The following is a 16738-nucleotide window of genomic DNA, read 5'->3' as shown; positions in this document are numbered from 1 at the left end:
CAGGTGGCCGCAGTCCGCGCACGCGGACCTCGCGCGCAGCCGGCGCGCACCTTTCCCCTTGCAATCAACAACCTAGCGCGGCCGCTACGAACGGGCCGCGAAGTCAAAACCATGCAAACCCAGACCCATCCGCTGATTGCCCCGTCGCTTGGCACCGCCCGTGAACTGACGAGTTTCCACTACGGTCCCGGCGGCGGACAGAAAATCTATATCCAGTCGTCGCTGCACGCGGACGAGCTGCCCGGCATGCTGGTGTCGTGGTCGCTGCGCCGCAAGCTGGCCGCGCTCGAGGCCGCGGGCAAGCTGCGCGGCGAAGTCGTGGTGGTGCCGGTGCCGAATCCGATCGGCCTGAACCAGCATCTGCTCGGCCAGATGCTCGGGCGCTTCGAAACCGGCAGCGCGCAGAACTTCAACCGCAACTTCTACGACCTCGCGGAACTCGTGCTGCCGACCATCGAGTCGCGTCTGACCGGCGACATCGATGAGAACCGCGCCGCCATCCGCGCGGCGATGCGCGAAGCGCTCGACGCGCAGAAGCCGACCACCGAACTCGGCTCGCAACGCCTCGCGCTGCAAAAACTCTCGTACGACGCCGACGTCGTGCTCGACCTGCATTGCGACTGGGAAGCCGCGATGCACCTGTATACCAATCCGGACTTGTGGCCCGAAGTCGAACCGCTCGCGCGCTACATCGATGCGAAGGCGTCGCTGCTCGCGCTGAACTCGGTCGGCAATCCGTTCGACGAGATCCACAGCTTCTGCTGGTCGGATCTGCGCGGCCGTTTCGGCGAGCGCTTCCCGATCCCGAACGGCGGCATCTCGGTCACGATCGAACTGCGCGGCCAGCGCGACGTGTCATACGAGTACGCGGAAAAAGACGCGCAGGCGATCATCGAGTATCTGACCCTGCGCGGCGTGGTCGACGGCGAACCGGCGCCGCTGCCGCCGCTCGAATTCGCGGCGACGCCGCTCGCGGGCGCCGAGCCGCTCGTCGCGCCGATCAGCGGCGTGCTCGTGTATCGCTGCGAGGTCGGCACGTGGGTCGACGTGGGCCAGGAAATCGCCGACATCGTCGATCCGTTGACGGACCGCGTCGTCACGATCAAGAACACCGTGGCCGGCCTGCTGTACGCGCGGCATCTGGCGCGTTTCGCGACGGCCGGCCTCGAGTTCGCGCGCATCGCCGGCGCGACGCCGTTCCGCAGCGGCTCGTTGCTGAGCAACTGACGCCAGCGCTGCTGCGACCGGCGATGCCGTCGCAGCCGGCCATATGTAACTGAATTTTCATGCAGCAGCTGAAGTAACCGATCGCCCGCCGCCTGGCGGGCGATCCGCTGTCACACGCCCCGCTTCGCTCCAGGGTCGATCGACCCGCCCCGCCACCGACACACCCGCCCCCGGTGCCCACGCAAAGTGTCGCGCCGACACGACACCGTGGAAAAAATTTTTTCCTGTCACATACCTTACTCAGCGTTCCCTTAAATTGCCGGCCGTCGCGCGACGTTGCCGCAGAGCAGCGCGTCGCGATCGCCAAAATTCGCTAACTCGGAGAAGTATGTTGAACAAGAAAATCCTGACCGCCGCTACGCTTGCCGTCTTCGCCTCCGCCGCTCACGCACAAAGCAGCGTCACGCTGTACGGCCTGATCGATGCGGGTATCAGCTACGTGAACAACTCGAAAACGTCCACCGGCCATAGTAGCCTGACCAAGTACGACGACGGCGTCGCGCAAGGCAGCCGTTGGGGTCTGCGTGGCACGGAAGATCTCGGCAACGGCCTGAAAGCGCTGTTCGTGTTGGAAAACGGTTTCAACAGCGGTAACGGCACCGCCGGCCAGGGCGGCGCGATGTTCGGTCGCCAGGCCTATGTCGGTGTGTCGCAGAACAACATCGGCTCGCTGACGTTCGGCCGCCAGTACTCGTTCTCGACCGACTACCTCGGCTCTAACTACTCGACCGGGGGCCTGACCGTCGCGGGCAACTACGCTTACCACATCAACGACGTCGACCAGCTCACCTCGAGCCGTATCAACAACTCGGTCAAGTTCAGCAGCGCGAACTTCTCGGGCCTGACCTTCGGCGCGATGTACGGCTTCTCGAACACGGCAGGCGGCTTTGCCGGCACGCCGGGTACGGGCACGTCGGCTGCACCGGTTGCGGGTTCGTCGCGCGCTTACAGCTTCGGCGCGAACTATGCGAACGGCCCGTTCGGTATCGGCGCAGCGTACACGGATATCCGTTACCCGGGCCAGGCATCGCCGGCCTTCTCGACTTCGCTGGCTAACGTGAGTTTCCCGACGCTCGGCACCGGCCAGATCCAGGATCTGCGCTCGTTCGGCGTTGGCGGCCGCTACGCATTCGGTCCGGCGACGCTGTGGGCCCTGTACACGAACACGCGCCTCGCCCCGATCTCGGGTGGCTCGACCACGTTCGCAGCCTACGAAGCGGGCGCGAAGTACGCGGTCACGCCGGCTATCACGGCAGGCGCGGGCTACACGTACATGCACCTGAGCGGCGCGAACGTCGGTCACTGGAACCAGGTTAACCTGAGCGGCGACTACGCGCTGTCGAAGCGCACGGACGTCTACGTGCTGGGCATCTATCAGATCGCATCGGGCCACAACGTCGCAAGTGGCGACCTGCAGGCACAGATCGGTTCGAGCACGAGCTACTTCAACACGTCGGGCGTCGGCGCCGACAACCAGCTCGCGTTCCGCGTCGGTATGCGTCACAAGTTCTAAGCAGACGGTTCGCGGTGGGGAACACCTGTTCCCTGCAAGGCTGAATCGATTGGAAAGCGCCCTACGGGGCGCTTTTTCTTTTGCAGCGCGGTGTTGTCCATCCAGGTCATCACGATTCCGCTTTGCCGTTTCGGCAACGATATCTGCCAAATATTGTAATTGTCTATAAATATCGGCCACCCCAACATCGGGTCACACGCTTCGATCCCGCGCCCGCGCCGCTCACGCGACCTTGCCGGCGCACCTCCCAATGCCGCCCGAGGACTTCGACATGAGCATGGACTCCGCCACCACCGCCGACGCGCTCGCGCGGCACACCTCGCGCTCGAGCGTATCGCGGCTGATTCTCGCGACCTCGATCGGCAACGCGCTGGAGTTCTACGATCTGGTCGTGTACGGCTACTTCGCGGCCGTGCTGTCGCGTACGTTTTTTCCGGTGCACGACCGCACTGTGTCACTGCTGCTTACGCTCGGCACCTTCGCGCTGTCGTATCTCGCGCGACCGATCGGCGCGCTCGCACTCGGCTCGTTCAGCGACCGCAAAGGCCGCAAGGCATCGCTGACGCTATCGATTGCAATGATGACGCTCGGCACCGGCATGATCGCGCTGATGCCGTCGTATGCGGCGATCGGCGTGCTCGCGCCGATCGGCGTATTCGCGTCGCGGCTGTTGCAGGGCTTCTCGGCGGGCGGCGAGTTCGGCAGCTCGACCGCGTTTCTGATCGAACATGCGCCCGAGCGCAAGGGCTTCATGGCGAGCTGGCAGTTCTCGAGCCAGGGCGCGAGCACGCTGCTCGCGTCGCTGTTCGGCGCGGTGTTGACAAGCACGCTGAGCACCGAGCAACTCGAAGGCTGGGGCTGGCGCATTCCATTCCTGTTCGGCCTGCTGATCGGTCCGGTCGGGCTGTATATTCGCCGCCGCATCGACGAAACGCCGGAATTCGAGCGCGCGGAGAAATCCGCCGCGCCGGTGCGAGAACTGCTCGCGACGCAAAAGGAACAGGTGCTCGTGTCGATCGGCGCACTCGTGCTGACCACCACGGCCAACTACATGCTGCTCTACATGCCGACCTATGCGGCGCGGCAACTCGGGCTCGCGCCGTCGTCGGGCTTCATCGCGACGCTCGCGGCCGGTCTGATCATGATGGTGCTCACGCCGATCGTCGGTCATCTGTCCGACAAGGTGGGCCGCGTGCGCATCATGCTCTGCGCCGGTGCGCTGTTCTTCGCGACCGTCTATCCGGCCTTCATGCTGATGAACGCGCATCCGTCGCTCGGCTCGTTGCTGGCCGCGGTCACGTGGGTCGCGATGCTGAAGGCGACCTACTTCGCGCCGATTCCGGCCATGATGTCCGAGCTGTTCCCGACCCGCACGCGAACGACCGGCATGGCGTTCGGCTACAACATCGGCACCACCGTGTTCGGCGGCTTCACGCCGCTCGCGGTCGCCGCGCTGATCGCGGCAACCGGCAATAACCTCGCACCCGGCCTCTATCTGATGCTCGCGGCCGTGCTCAGCCTTTTCACCGTGATGTGGGCACGCGTGCGACTGCACGCACGCTGAGTCTTGCCTAGCGAGCTTCGTCGAACCGACAGGACCTTTTCCATGCAAGACCGTTTGCAACAAGCCGTGCAGTTCGCGGTGGATCATGAATCGCTTTGGGACCGCCACGTGGGTGGCGCGTGGGGTGTGCACGTGAACGACCCGCCGCCGTGGAACAAGCTGCTCGGTCCCGTGCATGATCGCGGGCCGGTATCGGGTGCGATCGCCGTCGACGGACGCGTGCTGACGAGCTGGGGCGAGCCGGATCGCGCGGATTTGACCTTCAGCGTCGCAAAGATGTACCTCGCGCTGCTCGCCGGCGTCGCGCACGATCGCGGCCTGTTGCCCGACGTCGATGAGCCGGTGCGCGTGCGCGTGCCCAACACCGGCTTCGACGACGAACACAACGCGCCGATCAGCTGGGCGCATCTGCTGCAGCAAACCAGCGAATGGCGCGGCACGTACTTCGGTTTGTCGGATCAGGCGGATCACTACCGCGCGGTCAATTTCGCCGCGCCGCCCGATGGCAAGAAAGGCGACCCGCGTCCGCTGCAACGGCCGGGCAGCTACTGGGAATACAACGACGTCCGCATCAACCAGTTCTCGCTCGCACTGCTGCATCTGTTCCGTCAGCCACTGCCCGAGGTGTTTCGCGAAGCGATCATGCGGCCAACTGGTGCGAGCGAAAACTGGCAATGGGTCGGCTACGACGACGCGTGGGTCGAAATCGACGGGCGACGCATGCAGCCGGTGCCGGGCGGCACGCACTGGGGCGGCGGCATGTCGGTGAGCGCGAACGATCAGTTGAAGGTCGCGCAGATGCTGCTCGATGACGGCGTCGCGAACGGCCAGCGCGTGTTGTCGTCAGAATGGATCGCGCGCATGCGTACGCCGTGCGCGATCGCGCCGTTTTATGGCTACCTCGTGTGGCTCAACACCGGGCGCAAGGTGTTCCCGAACGTGCCGGAGTCGAGCTACTTCGGCATCGGCGCGGGAAGTTCGTTCACGTGGGTCGAACCGGAGCGGCGCATGACGGTGGTCGTGCGCTGGCTGAGTCCGGCCGCGGCCAACGAGCTCTTCGGGCTTGTGCTCGACGCGGTCGATAACCTCGGCCGATAGCCGCCAATCAAAAAAAATGCGGGCGATGCACGAATGCATCGCCCGCATGGTCATGGGTTGAGCCGTTATCGTTGCAACGGCGCGTCAGTGCGAATGCCGCGGCACCGCGGAGCCTCGACACCCAACGAGGAAGTCGAGGTCGCAGCCCTCATCGGCCTGCAACACGTGATCGATATACAGGCGCCGGTAGCCGCCACCTTCCGGCGGCTCGGGCGGCACATGCTTCTCGAGACGGCGCTCGAGCTCCGCGTCGCTGATATCGAGGTGCAGCGTGCCCGCGTCACAGTCGAGCTCGATCCAGTCGCCCTCCTGCACCGCGGCGAGCGGGCCGCCGGCCGCCGCTTCCGGCGTCACGTGCAGCACCACGGTACCGTACGCGGTGCCGCTCATGCGCGCATCGGAAATCCGCACCATGTCCTTCACGCCCTGCTTCAGCAGCTTCGGCGGCAGGCCCATGTTGCCGACTTCGGCCATGCCCGGATAACCCTTCGGCCCGCAGTTCTTCATCACCAGCACCGAGTTCGCATCGACCTCGAGCGTTTCGTCGACGATGCGCGACTTGTAGTGCTCGAAGTTCTCGAACACGACCGCGCGTCCGCGATGCTTGAGCAACTCGGGCGTCGCCGCCGACGGCTTCAGCACCGCGCCGCGCGGCGCGAGATTGCCGCGCAGCACGCGAATGCCGCCATCGGCGACGAGCGGCTTGTCGAGCGGACGGATTACTTCGTCGTTGGTGTTGGGCGCATCCTTCACGTTGTCCCACAGCGACTTGCCGTTGACCGTCAACGCCTCCGGATGCGGCAGCAGGTTCGCTTCGCCGAGCCGGCGCAGCACGGCCGGCAGACCGCCCGCGTAATAAAACTCTTCCATCAGGAAACGGCCCGACGGCATCAGGTCGACGATCGTCGGCGTGTCGCGGCCGATGCGCACCCAGTCGTCGAGTTCGAGATCGACACCGATGCGCCCCGCGATCGCCTTCAGATGAATCACCGCATTGGTCGAGCCGCCGATTGCCGCATTGACGCGAATCGCGTTGGTGAACGCCTCGCGCGTGAGGATCTTCGACAGCTTCAGGTCTTCGAGCGCCATCTCGACGATGCGGATGCCCGACATATGCGCGAGCACGTAGCGGCGCGAGTCGACCGCGGGAATCGCCGCGTTGTGCGGCAGCGAAGTGCCGAGCGCCTCGGCCATGCAGGCCATCGTCGACGCGGTGCCCATCGTGTTGCAGGTGCCCGCCGAGCGCGACATGCCCGCCTCGGCCGACAGAAACTGATGCAGATCGATCTCGCCGGCTTTCAGCGATTCGTGCAGCTGCCACACCGCGGTGCCCGAGCCGATGTTCTTGCCGTCGAGCTTGCCGTTCAGCATCGGGCCGCCGGTCACGACGATCGCCGGCACGTCGCAGCTCGCCGCGCCCATCAGGAGCGCGGGGGTCGTCTTGTCGCAGCCGGTCAGCAGCACCACCGCGTCGATCGGATTGCCGCGGATCGCTTCCTCGACGTCCATCGCCGCGAGATTGCGCGTGAGCATCGCGGTCGGACGCAGATTCGATTCGCCGTTCGAAAACACCGGGAACTCGACCGGGAAGCCGCCCGCTTCGTAGATGCCGCGCTTCACATGCTCGGCGAGCTTGCGAAAGTGCGCGTTGCACGGTGTCAGCTCGGACCACGTGTTGCAAATGCCGATCACAGGGCGCCCGTCGAACTCGTGGTCCGGGATGCCCTGATTCTTCATCCAGCTTCGATACATGAAGCCGTTCTTGTCAGCCGTGCCGAACCATTCGGCCGAGCGCAATTTCCGCTTTTTTTCCGACATGCTAGGTCCTTGATGCATGCGCCGGGACCCTCACCGGCATATTTGACTGAAGCGGCCCACGCGGCGCCACGGCGCAAGGCTTGCCGCTCAATGTCCAGGGATGGTGAAGTGTACGGAGCGGGTTGATATCTTTCCAATTATATTTTGGGTGATATCGATATCAATTCTGGTATCGATCCGCCGCCTTTGGCGGCGCGGCGGGGCCGGCGAGCAGACCGTGCCGGCTTCAGGCGTCGCCGGGCGTCGGCTTACGGCTTGCTTTCGGTACTGCGCCGCGCGCATTCTTCTTCAGATGACTCTGGTTATAGTCGATCGCGGCGCGGATCAGCGCTTTAAGTGCGCGCTCGTCGACCTCGTCGCGCTCGAAGAAGTCGATCGCGCGCCGCGCGTTGCCTTCGAGGCCCGCGTTGAACAAACCGTGCGGGTCGGCCAGGCCCGCCCCATGCGCGAAGGTCAGCTTGACCTTGCCCTTGTGCGCGTTGGCGACCGCGATCATGCCGTCGCGCGACCAGACCGGACTACCCATCCACTTGAATTCCTCGACGATCGCCGGGTCCGCCGCCAGCACGCATTGACGGATGCGAGCGAAGGTCGCGCCGCGCCAGTCGGTGAGCCCTGCGATCAGTTCGTCGATACGTTCGGATGCGTTCATCGGCGTGTGGCCCTCGTAAGCGGAGAAACGTAGTGGTTGAACCGTCGGGATGCCGCAACGATCCAGTCATTGGTAATCTTCGCCTGGATTCAAGGCCAGCGCACGGCCGATCCACGTCGTTTCACAGCTTGCCCGCGGGCTGCAGCATCGGATACGTGAAGAAGAAAAAGTGGACCACGTTCAGCCCGAAATGTGCGAGCAGCGCCGCAGATAAGCCGCCGAAGCGATACGCCAGCCCATAGCCGATGCCCGCCACACTTCCGAGCACGATCCACTGCCATCCGCCCGCGCCATGTGCGAGGCCGAACAGCGCGGCCGCCACGCATAGCGCGAGCAGGTCCGCCCTTTTCCAGCGCGCGAACAGTCGCGTCAGACCACCTTGCAGATAGCCGCGAAACAACGCCTCTTCGGTCAGCGTGACGAGAAAGAGATTGTTCACCAACCACAGCACGCTGTCGGCGGGCCGCTTCGGCGCCCATCCGACGATCCCCAGCGACAACGCAACGGCCATGCAGGCCGCGACCGTGATCAGCCAACCGGCGACGCCGGCGACTAACCACGTGCGCAGCGCGTGCGGCGGCCGAATCCACGGCAAGGCGAGCAGCAGCCAGAAGCCGATCAGCGGCTTGTCGAAATTGAGGTACATCGTGAAGGGCACGGCATCCGGCGTGAGATGCACGGGGCCGATCACGCGTGGGTTATGAAAGCCGGGTAGCCAATGCAGGCTGAGCCCGATCGCGAGCGCGACGAACAGCAGATGACCAGCGTATCGAACGTAACGCTGGCGAGCCGGCGACACCGCGTACGCGGCCACGCCGAGCAGCGCAATGGCGACGCTCGCGAAAGGGCCGAGCTGCCCGGTCGCCAACGCCGTGCCGTATCCGATCACGAGCAGGCCGATGCCCAGCCAGCGAAACGTGCTGGCCCACGTCGCCGGCGCGGCGAGGAAAATCGCGATCCACGGTAGTGCGAACATAGAGAGGTTCGAAGTCAGGCTTGCAGTGATTGCTGTCTTTGCGTGCGAGCGTGACTCTAGCATTCAAGTACCGCTGGACCGCGAGAACGGCCGTCCCGTACGTTGGCGAACGCCGTTTCTCCGAGTGACGATTCGTCAGGCGCTACTCGTCGTGCTTCCGAAATGCGGCCTCGCCGGCATCCGACACCTCGACCCACTTCGGATCGGGAGCCGCGCCGGGGACGTAAGTGTCGTGCCAGTTCCACCACTTGTACGGCCGGCTCTGTGGGTAACCCTCCGGCGAATCCTCCCACGTCTCCTGCCGCCCGAGCGCCGTCATGTCGAGGTAGCTCCAGACCGTGCCCATCGCCTCGTCGCCACGCCCGTTAATGAAGTACGTTCGGAACACTCGCTCGCCGTCCCGGATGAACGCGTTGTGGCCGTGCCATTCGTCCACGCCGAAGTCGGCGTCGAAGCTGTCGGTGATCGTGTACCAGGGAATCATCTCCCAGCCCATCCGGGCCTTCAGCCGCGCGATATCGGCTTGCGGTGCGCGGGACGCGTACACGAGGGTCGTGTCGCGAGCGTGCAAATGCGCAAGGTGGGAGACCTGATCGGCCCCCAGGGAACAGCCAATGCACGCGTGCTCTGGCCATCCGTGCACGCCGGGCTCGAAAAAGGCGCGATAGATGACCAGCTGACGGCGGCCTTCGAAGAGATCGAGCAGGCTCACTCTGCCTTGCGGCCCGTCGAACGCATACGCTTTTTCCACGGCAAGCCATGGCATCCGACGCCGCTCGGCGGCGAGCGCGTCGCGGGCACGTGTCAAGGCTTTCTCCTTGACGAGCAACTGCTCGCGCGCGGCCTCCCACTCATGCCGCGACACGACCGGCGGTGTCTTCATCGCAGGCTGTCCATCTTTCCCACTCTTCTCAGGTGACTTGTTCGTCGTCATCGCAACCTCCGGGTTAGAGCGATGTCCTGTGCGTTCGGGTCGGAAGGCGATTCGCTCGCCTTGCATCGCTCGCTGTTGATGAAGGTTCAGTTTACGCCGCCGGTCATCGAGTGATGGGAGTGACAAATGTGACGCGATTCCGGATTCATGGTCGGCCAAACCCGGCTGTCGATTTCTAATGTAATCTGCCGCAACGACCATGACGTCCCTGGAATCATTCGCCCACCACCTGGAGGTGACGATGAGCGCGATCCATGAGGTCTACCCCTATCTGCGCGTGCGCAATGCCGCGCAGGCGATTGAGTTCTACGCACAGGCATTCGGCGGCGTCGAACAGTTTCGCCTGACCGAGCCAGGCGGCCGCATCGGTCACGCCGAAGTGAAGATCGGTCCCGCGATCGTGATGCTGTCCGACGAATATCCCGAGCACGACATGCTCGGCCCGAGCGGCGACAGCCGGCCGGGTGTGCTGCTACATATCCACTGCGACGACGTCGACCAGCTATTCGCACAAGCGGTCAAAGCGGGCGCAACCGTGGTCCTCCCGCTAACCGATCATTTTTATGGCGAGCGCTCGGCGACCGTGCGCGATCCGTTCGGCCACGAATGGCAGCTCGGCGCGCAGATCGAAGCGCTCACGCCTGAAGAGATGCAGCGCCGTTACACGGCGCTGTTCGACAACTAGTGGGTTATTGTAGTGAGCTCCTCGCGCTTTGATTCCCCCGATGCGTGAGCTCTTTTTACTGCCCGCCGAACGGCTTTTGCACGGTAAGCTTGTTGGTCACCGAAGTCACGCCCGGAACGCCCTTCGCGATCTCCGCGACCTGATTGATCTGGGAAGCGTCGGTGACCGTGCCGCTCAGCGTCACCGCGCCGCCTTTTGCGATGACGCTGATATTGCCGGCGCTGATCTCCTTGTGCTTGCCGATCGCGGCATACACCTGCCGACGCAGCGCGCGATTCGCTTGCCTCGGGCTGGCGGGAGCGGCCGCGCTACCTGACATCGCGGGCGCGCCCGAAGCTGCGCTGGACGTCTGACCCGACTGCGACCATGCGCTGCCCGACAGGGCAAGAATCAATGCGGCAATCGCCAGCGCGCGTGCCTGAATGCTTTTCATCGAATACTCCAGTTGTTATAGGTGACGTAATCAGAAGTTATGGCGGATGCCGACCATGGCCGCCGTGGTGGACACGCCGGGCGCAACCGGGGCGCCATAGATGATGGTCTGGTTCATGGTCCCCTTGTTGGCCACATAACCCACCTGCGCGTAAGCCTTGGTGCGCTGGGACAGGTTGTATTCCGCGCCCACCGCGAATTCGCTCGAATGGTTCGCCGAGTTGTTCTTGTCTTTCAGGTAGTAGTACCCGGACGTGACCTTGAAACGCGGATTGAACTGGTAGCCAAGTCCCCCCGAAATCATTTCGAAGTCCGCGGTGTTGCTGTGCGCCGGGTTCTTGCCGGCGCCATACGAGGCCGACACCGAAAATCCGGCGATCGTGTACATCGCACCGAAATAGTAGAAACGGTTGTTCGCCAGCCCGGTCGCAGGGATGGCGGGTGCCGCCGGGTACGTGATCGGGAACGGGTTGGTATCGTGGCCGTTGTAATACACCGCGGACAGATTCAAACCATAGTTCGAATACCTGGCCACGGCCGACTCGCGCGTGCCGCCCTGGAAATGACCGGCGACGCCGCCCGGTGCGTACTCGAGCGCAAGTGACGCGCCGTGGAATTTCGGCGAGTTATAGACGAGCGCGTTGCTGTCGTACAGCGCGCCGATCGGCGCGTTCGTGCTCGTACCCGGCCAGCCGGCCGCCTGATTGATGCCCAGCCACGCGGTCAGAATACTGCCGAAATACTGCGCGCCGCGCACGTCGGTTTCCGCCATCGCGTAGATCATCGGAATGATCTGCCGGCCGGCGTCGAAGGTACCGAAGGGTCCGGACACGCCGATCGTCGCGAACTGGTTGAAGATCGCGGTGGTGCCCGGCGTATCGGACAGGCCGAACTTGCCGTTCGTGGAGTTGAATACGCCCTGCAGCTTGAAATTGACCTTGTAGCCGCCGCCGATGTCTTCGCTGCCTTTCAAACCCCAGAAGCTCGCATAGATACCGCCGTCCTTCAGCTGATAAATCTTGCCCGTGTTCGGCGCGTGCGGCAGGAAGGTGGCCGCCGAAGTGCTCTGATACAGGAAACCCGTATCGATCACGCCATAGAGCGTCACTGACGACTGCGCATGAGCTGCGGTGGCGAAAATGGCCAACACGATAGCGCTGCTTGTCTTTAACTTCATTGTGTCTCCTTCGCGTACCGGCGGTGGCGCCAAAGCCCATGCTGCGGTCGCTTCAATCGATTGGTGATTTTGTGTGCGCCGGGCGTGCCCGGCCGCGTTGTTGCGTGAATCGAACTGCGTCGCTGCGCAAGCCGTCCGTCAGGGCAGGTAGTAGTTCCCGTACTGATCGCGTAACTGGTTCTTCAGCACCTTGCCGGTTGCGCCGATAGGCACCGTGTCGACGAACACCACGGCATCGGGGGTCCACCAGCGCGCGACCCGGCCGTTGAAGAAGGACAGCAGTTCGTCGCCGGCCAGCTCGCTGCCCGGCTTTTTCACGACCAGCAGCAGCGGCCGTTCGTCCCACTTCGGATGCCGCGCGGCGATACACACTGCAGTCGAGACTTCTGGATGCAGATACGCGACGTTTTCGATGGCCGCCGAACTGATCCATTCGCCGCCCGACTTGATCACGTCCTTGCTGCGATCGGTGATCTGCATGAAGCCGTGCCGATCGATCGTCGCGATGTCGCCAGTCGGAAACCAGCCGTCGCACAGCGGCGACTCGACGTCGGCGCCGAAGTACTGTTGCGTGACCCAGTGGCCGCGTACCTGCAGATCGCCAGCGCTCTCGCCGTCCCACGGCAATTCATTGCCGTGCGAGCCGACGATCCGCATGTCGATGCCGAACAGCGCACGTCCCTGCTTCGCCTGCACCCGGTATTGCTCGTCCATCGGCAGCGACTGCTGATGCGCCTTGAAGCTGCAGACCGTGCCGATCGGGCTCAATTCGGTCATGCCCCACGCGTGCAGCACCTCGACCCGATGGCGCTTCTGGAACGCCTCGGTCATCGCGGTTGGACACGGCGCGCCGCCGATCACCGTGCGCCGCATCGACGAGAAGGTGCCGCCCATCGCATCGACATGCGTGAGCAGTCCCTGCCACACGGTCGGCACACCGGCCGACAGCGTCACGTGTTCCGTCTCGATCAGTTCATAGAGCGACTTGCCGTCGAGCGCGGGCCCCGGAAACACCAGCTTCGCGCCGACCATGCAGGCGATGTAGGGCAGTCCCCACGCGTTCACATGGAACATCGGTACGACCGGCAGAATCACGTCGCGCGCGGAACAGTTCAGCGCATCGGGCAGCGCTGCCGCGTAGGTGTGCAGCACGGTAGAGCGATGGCTGTACAGCACGCCCTTCGGATTGCCGGTGGTGCCCGACGTGTAGCACAGCGACGACGCGCTGTTTTCGTCGAGCAGCGGCCATTCGAAGACGTCGTCGTGCAGCTCCAGCAGATCTTCGTAGCACATCAGCATGCCGTCCAGCTCGTTCGCTTTCGGCATGTGCGCGCGATCGGTCAACGCCACGAATACCTTCGGGCTCTTCACCCGGGGCGCGACGCTCTCGATCAGCGGCAGAAACGTCAGGTCGAAGAACACCACACGATCTTGCGCATGCTCGATGATGTATTCGAGCTGATCGACGTGCAGTCGCGGGTTCAGCGTATGCAGCACCGACCCGGAGCCCGACACCGCGAAGTACAGCTCCATGTGGCGATAGCCGTTCCACGCGAGCGTCGCGACGCGCTCGCCCTGGCCGACGCCGAGCGTTGCCAGTGCGTTGGCCATGCGGCGCGCGCGCTGGGCGAGGTGCCGATACGAATAACGATGGACGTCTCCTTCCACGCGTCGCGACACGATTTCCTGTTCGCCGTGATGGCGCTCCGCGTGCGTGAGCAGCGCGGACACCAGCAGCGACTGCTGCATCATCAAGCCTTGCATCTTTCCGTCTCCTGATTGGTTGTGGCGTCTCGCTCATGCGAGGGCGTCGCGTTCGGCTCGTCGAGACTCACCACCACCTTTGAATTCATTATTTCGACCGGGAAGGTCGTCACACTCAATCCGCCTGCTCCCGCCATGCAGCCCGTGCGCACGTCGAAGCGCAGACCGTGCGCCGGACAGCGCAACATGCAACCCTCCAGCTGGCCGCTCGAAAGCGCGGCCCCGTTGTGCGGACAGGTGTTGTCGATGGCGTGAAGCGTGCCTGCGATGTTGAACAGCACGATGCTGCGGCCATCGATGAAGGCCAGCTTGCGCTGGCCCGGTGCGAGTTCGCCGGCGACCCCCACCACGATCCGACGCGACATTTCAGGCTCCTGCTGATCCGGCGCGGGCCGCGTCACATCAGCACCAGGCGGCGAATCAATGTCTCCGCCATCGGCCATTCGCCAAAGCCCGAAGCGGGATTGAGGTGCCCGACTTCGCCGAGATCGACGAAGCGGCTGCCCCAGTCCTGCGCCATGTCCTGCACCCGCTCGAACCGTGCGAGCGGATCGTTGCGGCTCGCGCCGACGATGCTCGGAAACGGCAGACGCTTGCGCGGAATCGGCAGCCAGCCGTTCTGCTGGAGCGTATCCAGCTCCGGATAGCCCGCCGGCATCGGCGTCTCGAGGTCCGCGGGCGCCGCGAGCAGCGCGCCGTGAATCTCGCGCTTGTGCCGCGCCGCCCACTGCACGGTGATCATCACGCCCGCGCTATGCGCGACCAGAATGACCGGGCCGTCGATTCTCGCGAGCGCGGCATCGAGCGCCGCGACCCGTGCCTCGCAACTGAGCCTGTCGTGCTCGAGCGGCGGCACCGACAGCGCTTTCGGCAGCCGTTGCTGCAACAGGGTTTGCCAATGCTCGGCGACGTGGTCGCGCAAACCCGGGACCATCAGAATGGTCGGTTTCAATTCGTAATTCATGGGAAGCTACTTGCTGGTTCAGTACGGCTTGTCGCCGATGATGCCGGCGCGTTCCATCTTGCGATGACACGGCGGGTAATCCATCACCGCATAGTGCTGCGTGCTGCGGTTGTCCCAGATCGCGATGCTGTTCTTCTGCCAGCGCCAGCGCACCTGGTACTCGGGGATGTACGCCTGGCTGATCAGATAGCGCAGCAGATCGCCCGCGCCGGGATTCGCGTCCTGACCGAAGCGCACCCGCTCCGGCGTATGAAAGTTCGTGAAATGGCTCGTGAAAGCGCTCACGAACAGCACCTTCTCTTCCGTTTCCGGATGCGTGCGCACGACCGGATGCTCCGCGTCCGGAAACTGCGCCTTCAGCGCCAGACGCTTTTCGATCGGCATCGCGGCACCGAAGCTCGCCTCGATGCTGTGGCGCGCGCGCAGGTCCGCAATCTGCGCCTTCACGTACGCCGGCAGATTTTCGTAGGCGAGGACCATGTTCGCCCACATCGTGTCGCCGCCGACGGGCGGACATTCCACGCAACGCAGCACCGCACCGAACTGCGGCTTTTCGCGCCACGTGGCATCGGCATGCCAAGCGTTTTCGTAACGGTCGTTGGGCTGGTCCGGGGTCTTGTAGATACGCACGAGGCCCGGATTTTCCGGATCGCTGCCCGCGACCGGATGGTCTTCCAGTTCGCCGAAGCGGCGCGCGAACGCCACGTGTTCGGCGCGCGTGATGTCCTGGTCGCGCAGGAACAGCACCCGATGCTTCAGCAGCGCGGAGCGGATCTGGGCAAACAGGCCATCGTCGTAGATGGCGTGGGCAAGATTCACCCCGGTCAGCTCGGCGCCGATCGAGTACGTAAGTTGTTCGACTCGCATGGCTAGCTCCTTAGATAACGAAGACCGACGAACCCGTCGTCTTGCGCGATTCCAGATCACGATGCGCTTGCGCCGCGTCCTCGAGCGCATAGCGCTGATTCAACTCGATCTTGATGCGTCCCGACGCGATGAGCCCGAAGATTTCGCAGGCCAGCTCGTCCTTCTCGGCCGGATCGGCGATGTAGTCAGCCAGCGCCGGGCGAGTCAGATACAGCGAGCCTTTCATTGCCAGCAACTGCGGATTGAACGGCGGGATCGGGCCGGAGGCCGTGCCGACGCAAACCAGCAGACCGCGACGCTTCAGCGAGTCGAGCGAAGCCTCGAAGGTGTCCTTGCCGACGCTGTCGAACACGACATTCACGCCGACGCCATCGGTCAGTTCGCGTACGCGCTTCGCGACATCTTCGCGGCTGTAGTTGATGATGTGATCGCAGCCGTGCGCACGGGCCACCTCGCCCTTGGCCTCGCTCGACACCGTGCCGATCACGGTGAGACCCAGCAGCTTCGCCCACTGCGAAACGATCAGGCCGACACCGCCGGCGGCGGCATGCAGAAGGATCGTGTCGCCGACCTTGAAGTCGTGAATGCGGCGCATCAGGTACGCGGCGGTCAGGCCGCGCATGGTCATGCCGGCAGCCGTTTCGCAGTCGATCGCATCGGGCAGCCGGATCAGCGGCGCGGCCGGAATCAGGCGTTCCGTGCTGTACGCGCCGAGCGTGTTGATGAAGCCCGTATAGGTCACACGGTCACCCACCGCGACGTTCGTGACATCGGGGCCAACGGCCTCGACCACGCCCGCGGCCTCCACGCCCATCCCGGCGGGCAGCGGCACCGGATACAGGCCACTGCGGAAGTAGGTGTCGGCGAAATTGAGTCCCACGGCCTGATGGCGCAGGCGAACCTGACCGGGACCCGGGTTGCCCACTTCGACGTCCTCGTAGCGCAGGACCTCGGGACCACCGGTTTCATGAAAGCGCACTGCCTTTGCCATGTTGACTCTCCAATTCTTTACTTGATCTGCACTTCGCAGAGTCCGTTGCGCCCGAGGCGCCTTACAGGTTCTGTTG

Annotated in this window: 16 protein-coding genes; 5 read left to right on the top strand and 11 right to left on the bottom strand. The window is 64.1% G+C overall.

Annotated features, from left to right (window positions below; translation table 11 throughout):
• Positions 1-111: 111 nt before the first annotated feature.
• The 4 genes from AB3X95_RS17665 to AB3X95_RS17650 all read left to right on the top strand — a co-directional run bounded on the left by AB3X95_RS17665 (position 112) and on the right by AB3X95_RS17650 (position 5402).
• Positions 112-1227, top strand: coding sequence for a succinylglutamate desuccinylase/aspartoacylase family protein (locus tag AB3X95_RS17665; protein ID WP_176124638.1), 1116 nt, complete (start codon positions 112-114; stop codon positions 1225-1227).
• Between the two features lie 331 nt (positions 1228-1558).
• Positions 1559-2740, top strand: a complete 1182-nt coding sequence (locus AB3X95_RS17660; RefSeq protein ID WP_368622117.1) for a porin — start codon at positions 1559-1561, stop codon at positions 2738-2740.
• Between the two features lie 271 nt (positions 2741-3011).
• Entirely contained in the window at positions 3012-4304 is a 1293-nt protein-coding gene (locus AB3X95_RS17655; protein ID WP_176120775.1) for an MFS transporter, read from the top strand.
• A 42-nt stretch (positions 4305-4346) separates the two neighbouring features.
• Positions 4347-5402 carry a serine hydrolase domain-containing protein gene (locus AB3X95_RS17650; RefSeq protein WP_368622036.1) on the top strand — a complete coding sequence of 352 codons (1056 nt, stop codon included), beginning with the start codon at positions 4347-4349 and terminating at the stop codon, positions 5400-5402.
• 84 nt (positions 5403-5486) lie between these two features.
• Here AB3X95_RS17650 and AB3X95_RS17645 read toward each other — a convergent pair whose 3' ends face one another.
• From AB3X95_RS17645 to AB3X95_RS17630, 4 genes are all read right to left on the bottom strand, one after another.
• Positions 5487-7220 carry an IlvD/Edd family dehydratase gene (locus tag AB3X95_RS17645; RefSeq protein WP_368622035.1) on the bottom strand — a complete coding sequence of 578 codons (1734 nt, stop codon included), beginning with the start codon at positions 7218-7220 and terminating at the stop codon, positions 5487-5489.
• 226 nt (positions 7221-7446) lie between these two features.
• Positions 7447-7872 carry a DUF1801 domain-containing protein gene (locus AB3X95_RS17640; protein WP_176120772.1) on the bottom strand — a complete coding sequence of 142 codons (426 nt, stop codon included), beginning with the start codon at positions 7870-7872 and terminating at the stop codon, positions 7447-7449.
• A gap of 121 nt (positions 7873-7993) precedes the next feature.
• The gene (locus AB3X95_RS17635) at positions 7994-8848 is read right to left on the bottom strand and encodes a lysostaphin resistance A-like protein (RefSeq protein ID WP_368622034.1); all 855 of its coding nucleotides are present in this window, start codon (positions 8846-8848) and stop codon (positions 7994-7996) included.
• Positions 8849-8990: 142 nt separating this feature from the next.
• On the bottom strand, positions 8991-9782 hold the full coding sequence (locus AB3X95_RS17630) for a DUF899 domain-containing protein (protein ID WP_176366639.1): 792 nt from the start codon (positions 9780-9782) through the stop codon (positions 8991-8993).
• A 241-nt stretch (positions 9783-10023) separates the two neighbouring features.
• On the opposite strand from AB3X95_RS17630, the gene AB3X95_RS17625 reads away from it, so the two are divergent.
• Positions 10024-10467, top strand: coding sequence for a glyoxalase/bleomycin resistance/extradiol dioxygenase family protein (locus tag AB3X95_RS17625; RefSeq protein ID WP_176120769.1), 444 nt, complete (start codon positions 10024-10026; stop codon positions 10465-10467).
• 55 nt (positions 10468-10522) lie between these two features.
• On the opposite strand, the gene AB3X95_RS17620 is transcribed toward AB3X95_RS17625, so the two are convergent.
• The 7 genes from AB3X95_RS17620 to AB3X95_RS17590 all read right to left on the bottom strand — a co-directional run bounded on the left by AB3X95_RS17620 (position 10523) and on the right by AB3X95_RS17590 (position 16662).
• Positions 10523-10900: a BON domain-containing protein gene (locus AB3X95_RS17620; protein ID WP_176120768.1), complete on the bottom strand. Its 378-nt coding sequence runs from the start codon at positions 10898-10900 to the stop codon at positions 10523-10525.
• Positions 10901-10930: 30 nt separating this feature from the next.
• Positions 10931-12076 carry a porin gene (locus AB3X95_RS17615; protein ID WP_176120767.1) on the bottom strand — a complete coding sequence of 382 codons (1146 nt, stop codon included), beginning with the start codon at positions 12074-12076 and terminating at the stop codon, positions 10931-10933.
• Positions 12077-12214: 138 nt separating this feature from the next.
• The gene (locus AB3X95_RS17610) at positions 12215-13840 is read right to left on the bottom strand and encodes a 3-(methylthio)propionyl-CoA ligase (RefSeq protein ID WP_368622033.1); all 1626 of its coding nucleotides are present in this window, start codon (positions 13838-13840) and stop codon (positions 12215-12217) included.
• On the bottom strand, positions 13828-14205 hold the full coding sequence (locus AB3X95_RS17605) for a Rieske (2Fe-2S) protein (RefSeq protein WP_368622116.1): 378 nt from the start codon (positions 14203-14205) through the stop codon (positions 13828-13830). The genes AB3X95_RS17610 and AB3X95_RS17605 overlap by 13 nt, the downstream gene beginning before the upstream one ends.
• A 32-nt stretch (positions 14206-14237) precedes the next feature.
• Positions 14238-14804 (bottom strand): RBBP9/YdeN family alpha/beta hydrolase, encoded by a 567-nt coding sequence (locus AB3X95_RS17600; protein ID WP_368622032.1) that lies wholly within the window; start codon positions 14802-14804, stop codon positions 14238-14240.
• Between the two features lie 18 nt (positions 14805-14822).
• Entirely contained in the window at positions 14823-15671 is an 849-nt protein-coding gene (locus AB3X95_RS17595) for a TauD/TfdA family dioxygenase (RefSeq protein WP_176366635.1), read from the bottom strand.
• Between the two features lie 10 nt (positions 15672-15681).
• On the bottom strand, positions 15682-16662 hold the full coding sequence (locus AB3X95_RS17590; protein ID WP_368622031.1) for a quinone oxidoreductase: 981 nt from the start codon (positions 16660-16662) through the stop codon (positions 15682-15684).
• Positions 16663-16738 lie beyond the last annotated feature (76 nt).

Source organism: Paraburkholderia sp. BR13444 (assembly GCF_040948755.1).
GTDB lineage: Bacteria > Pseudomonadota > Gammaproteobacteria > Burkholderiales > Burkholderiaceae > Paraburkholderia > Paraburkholderia youngii.
Note: the sequence above shows the minus strand (reverse complement) of the source record. Positions and strands in the feature narration are given on the sequence as shown.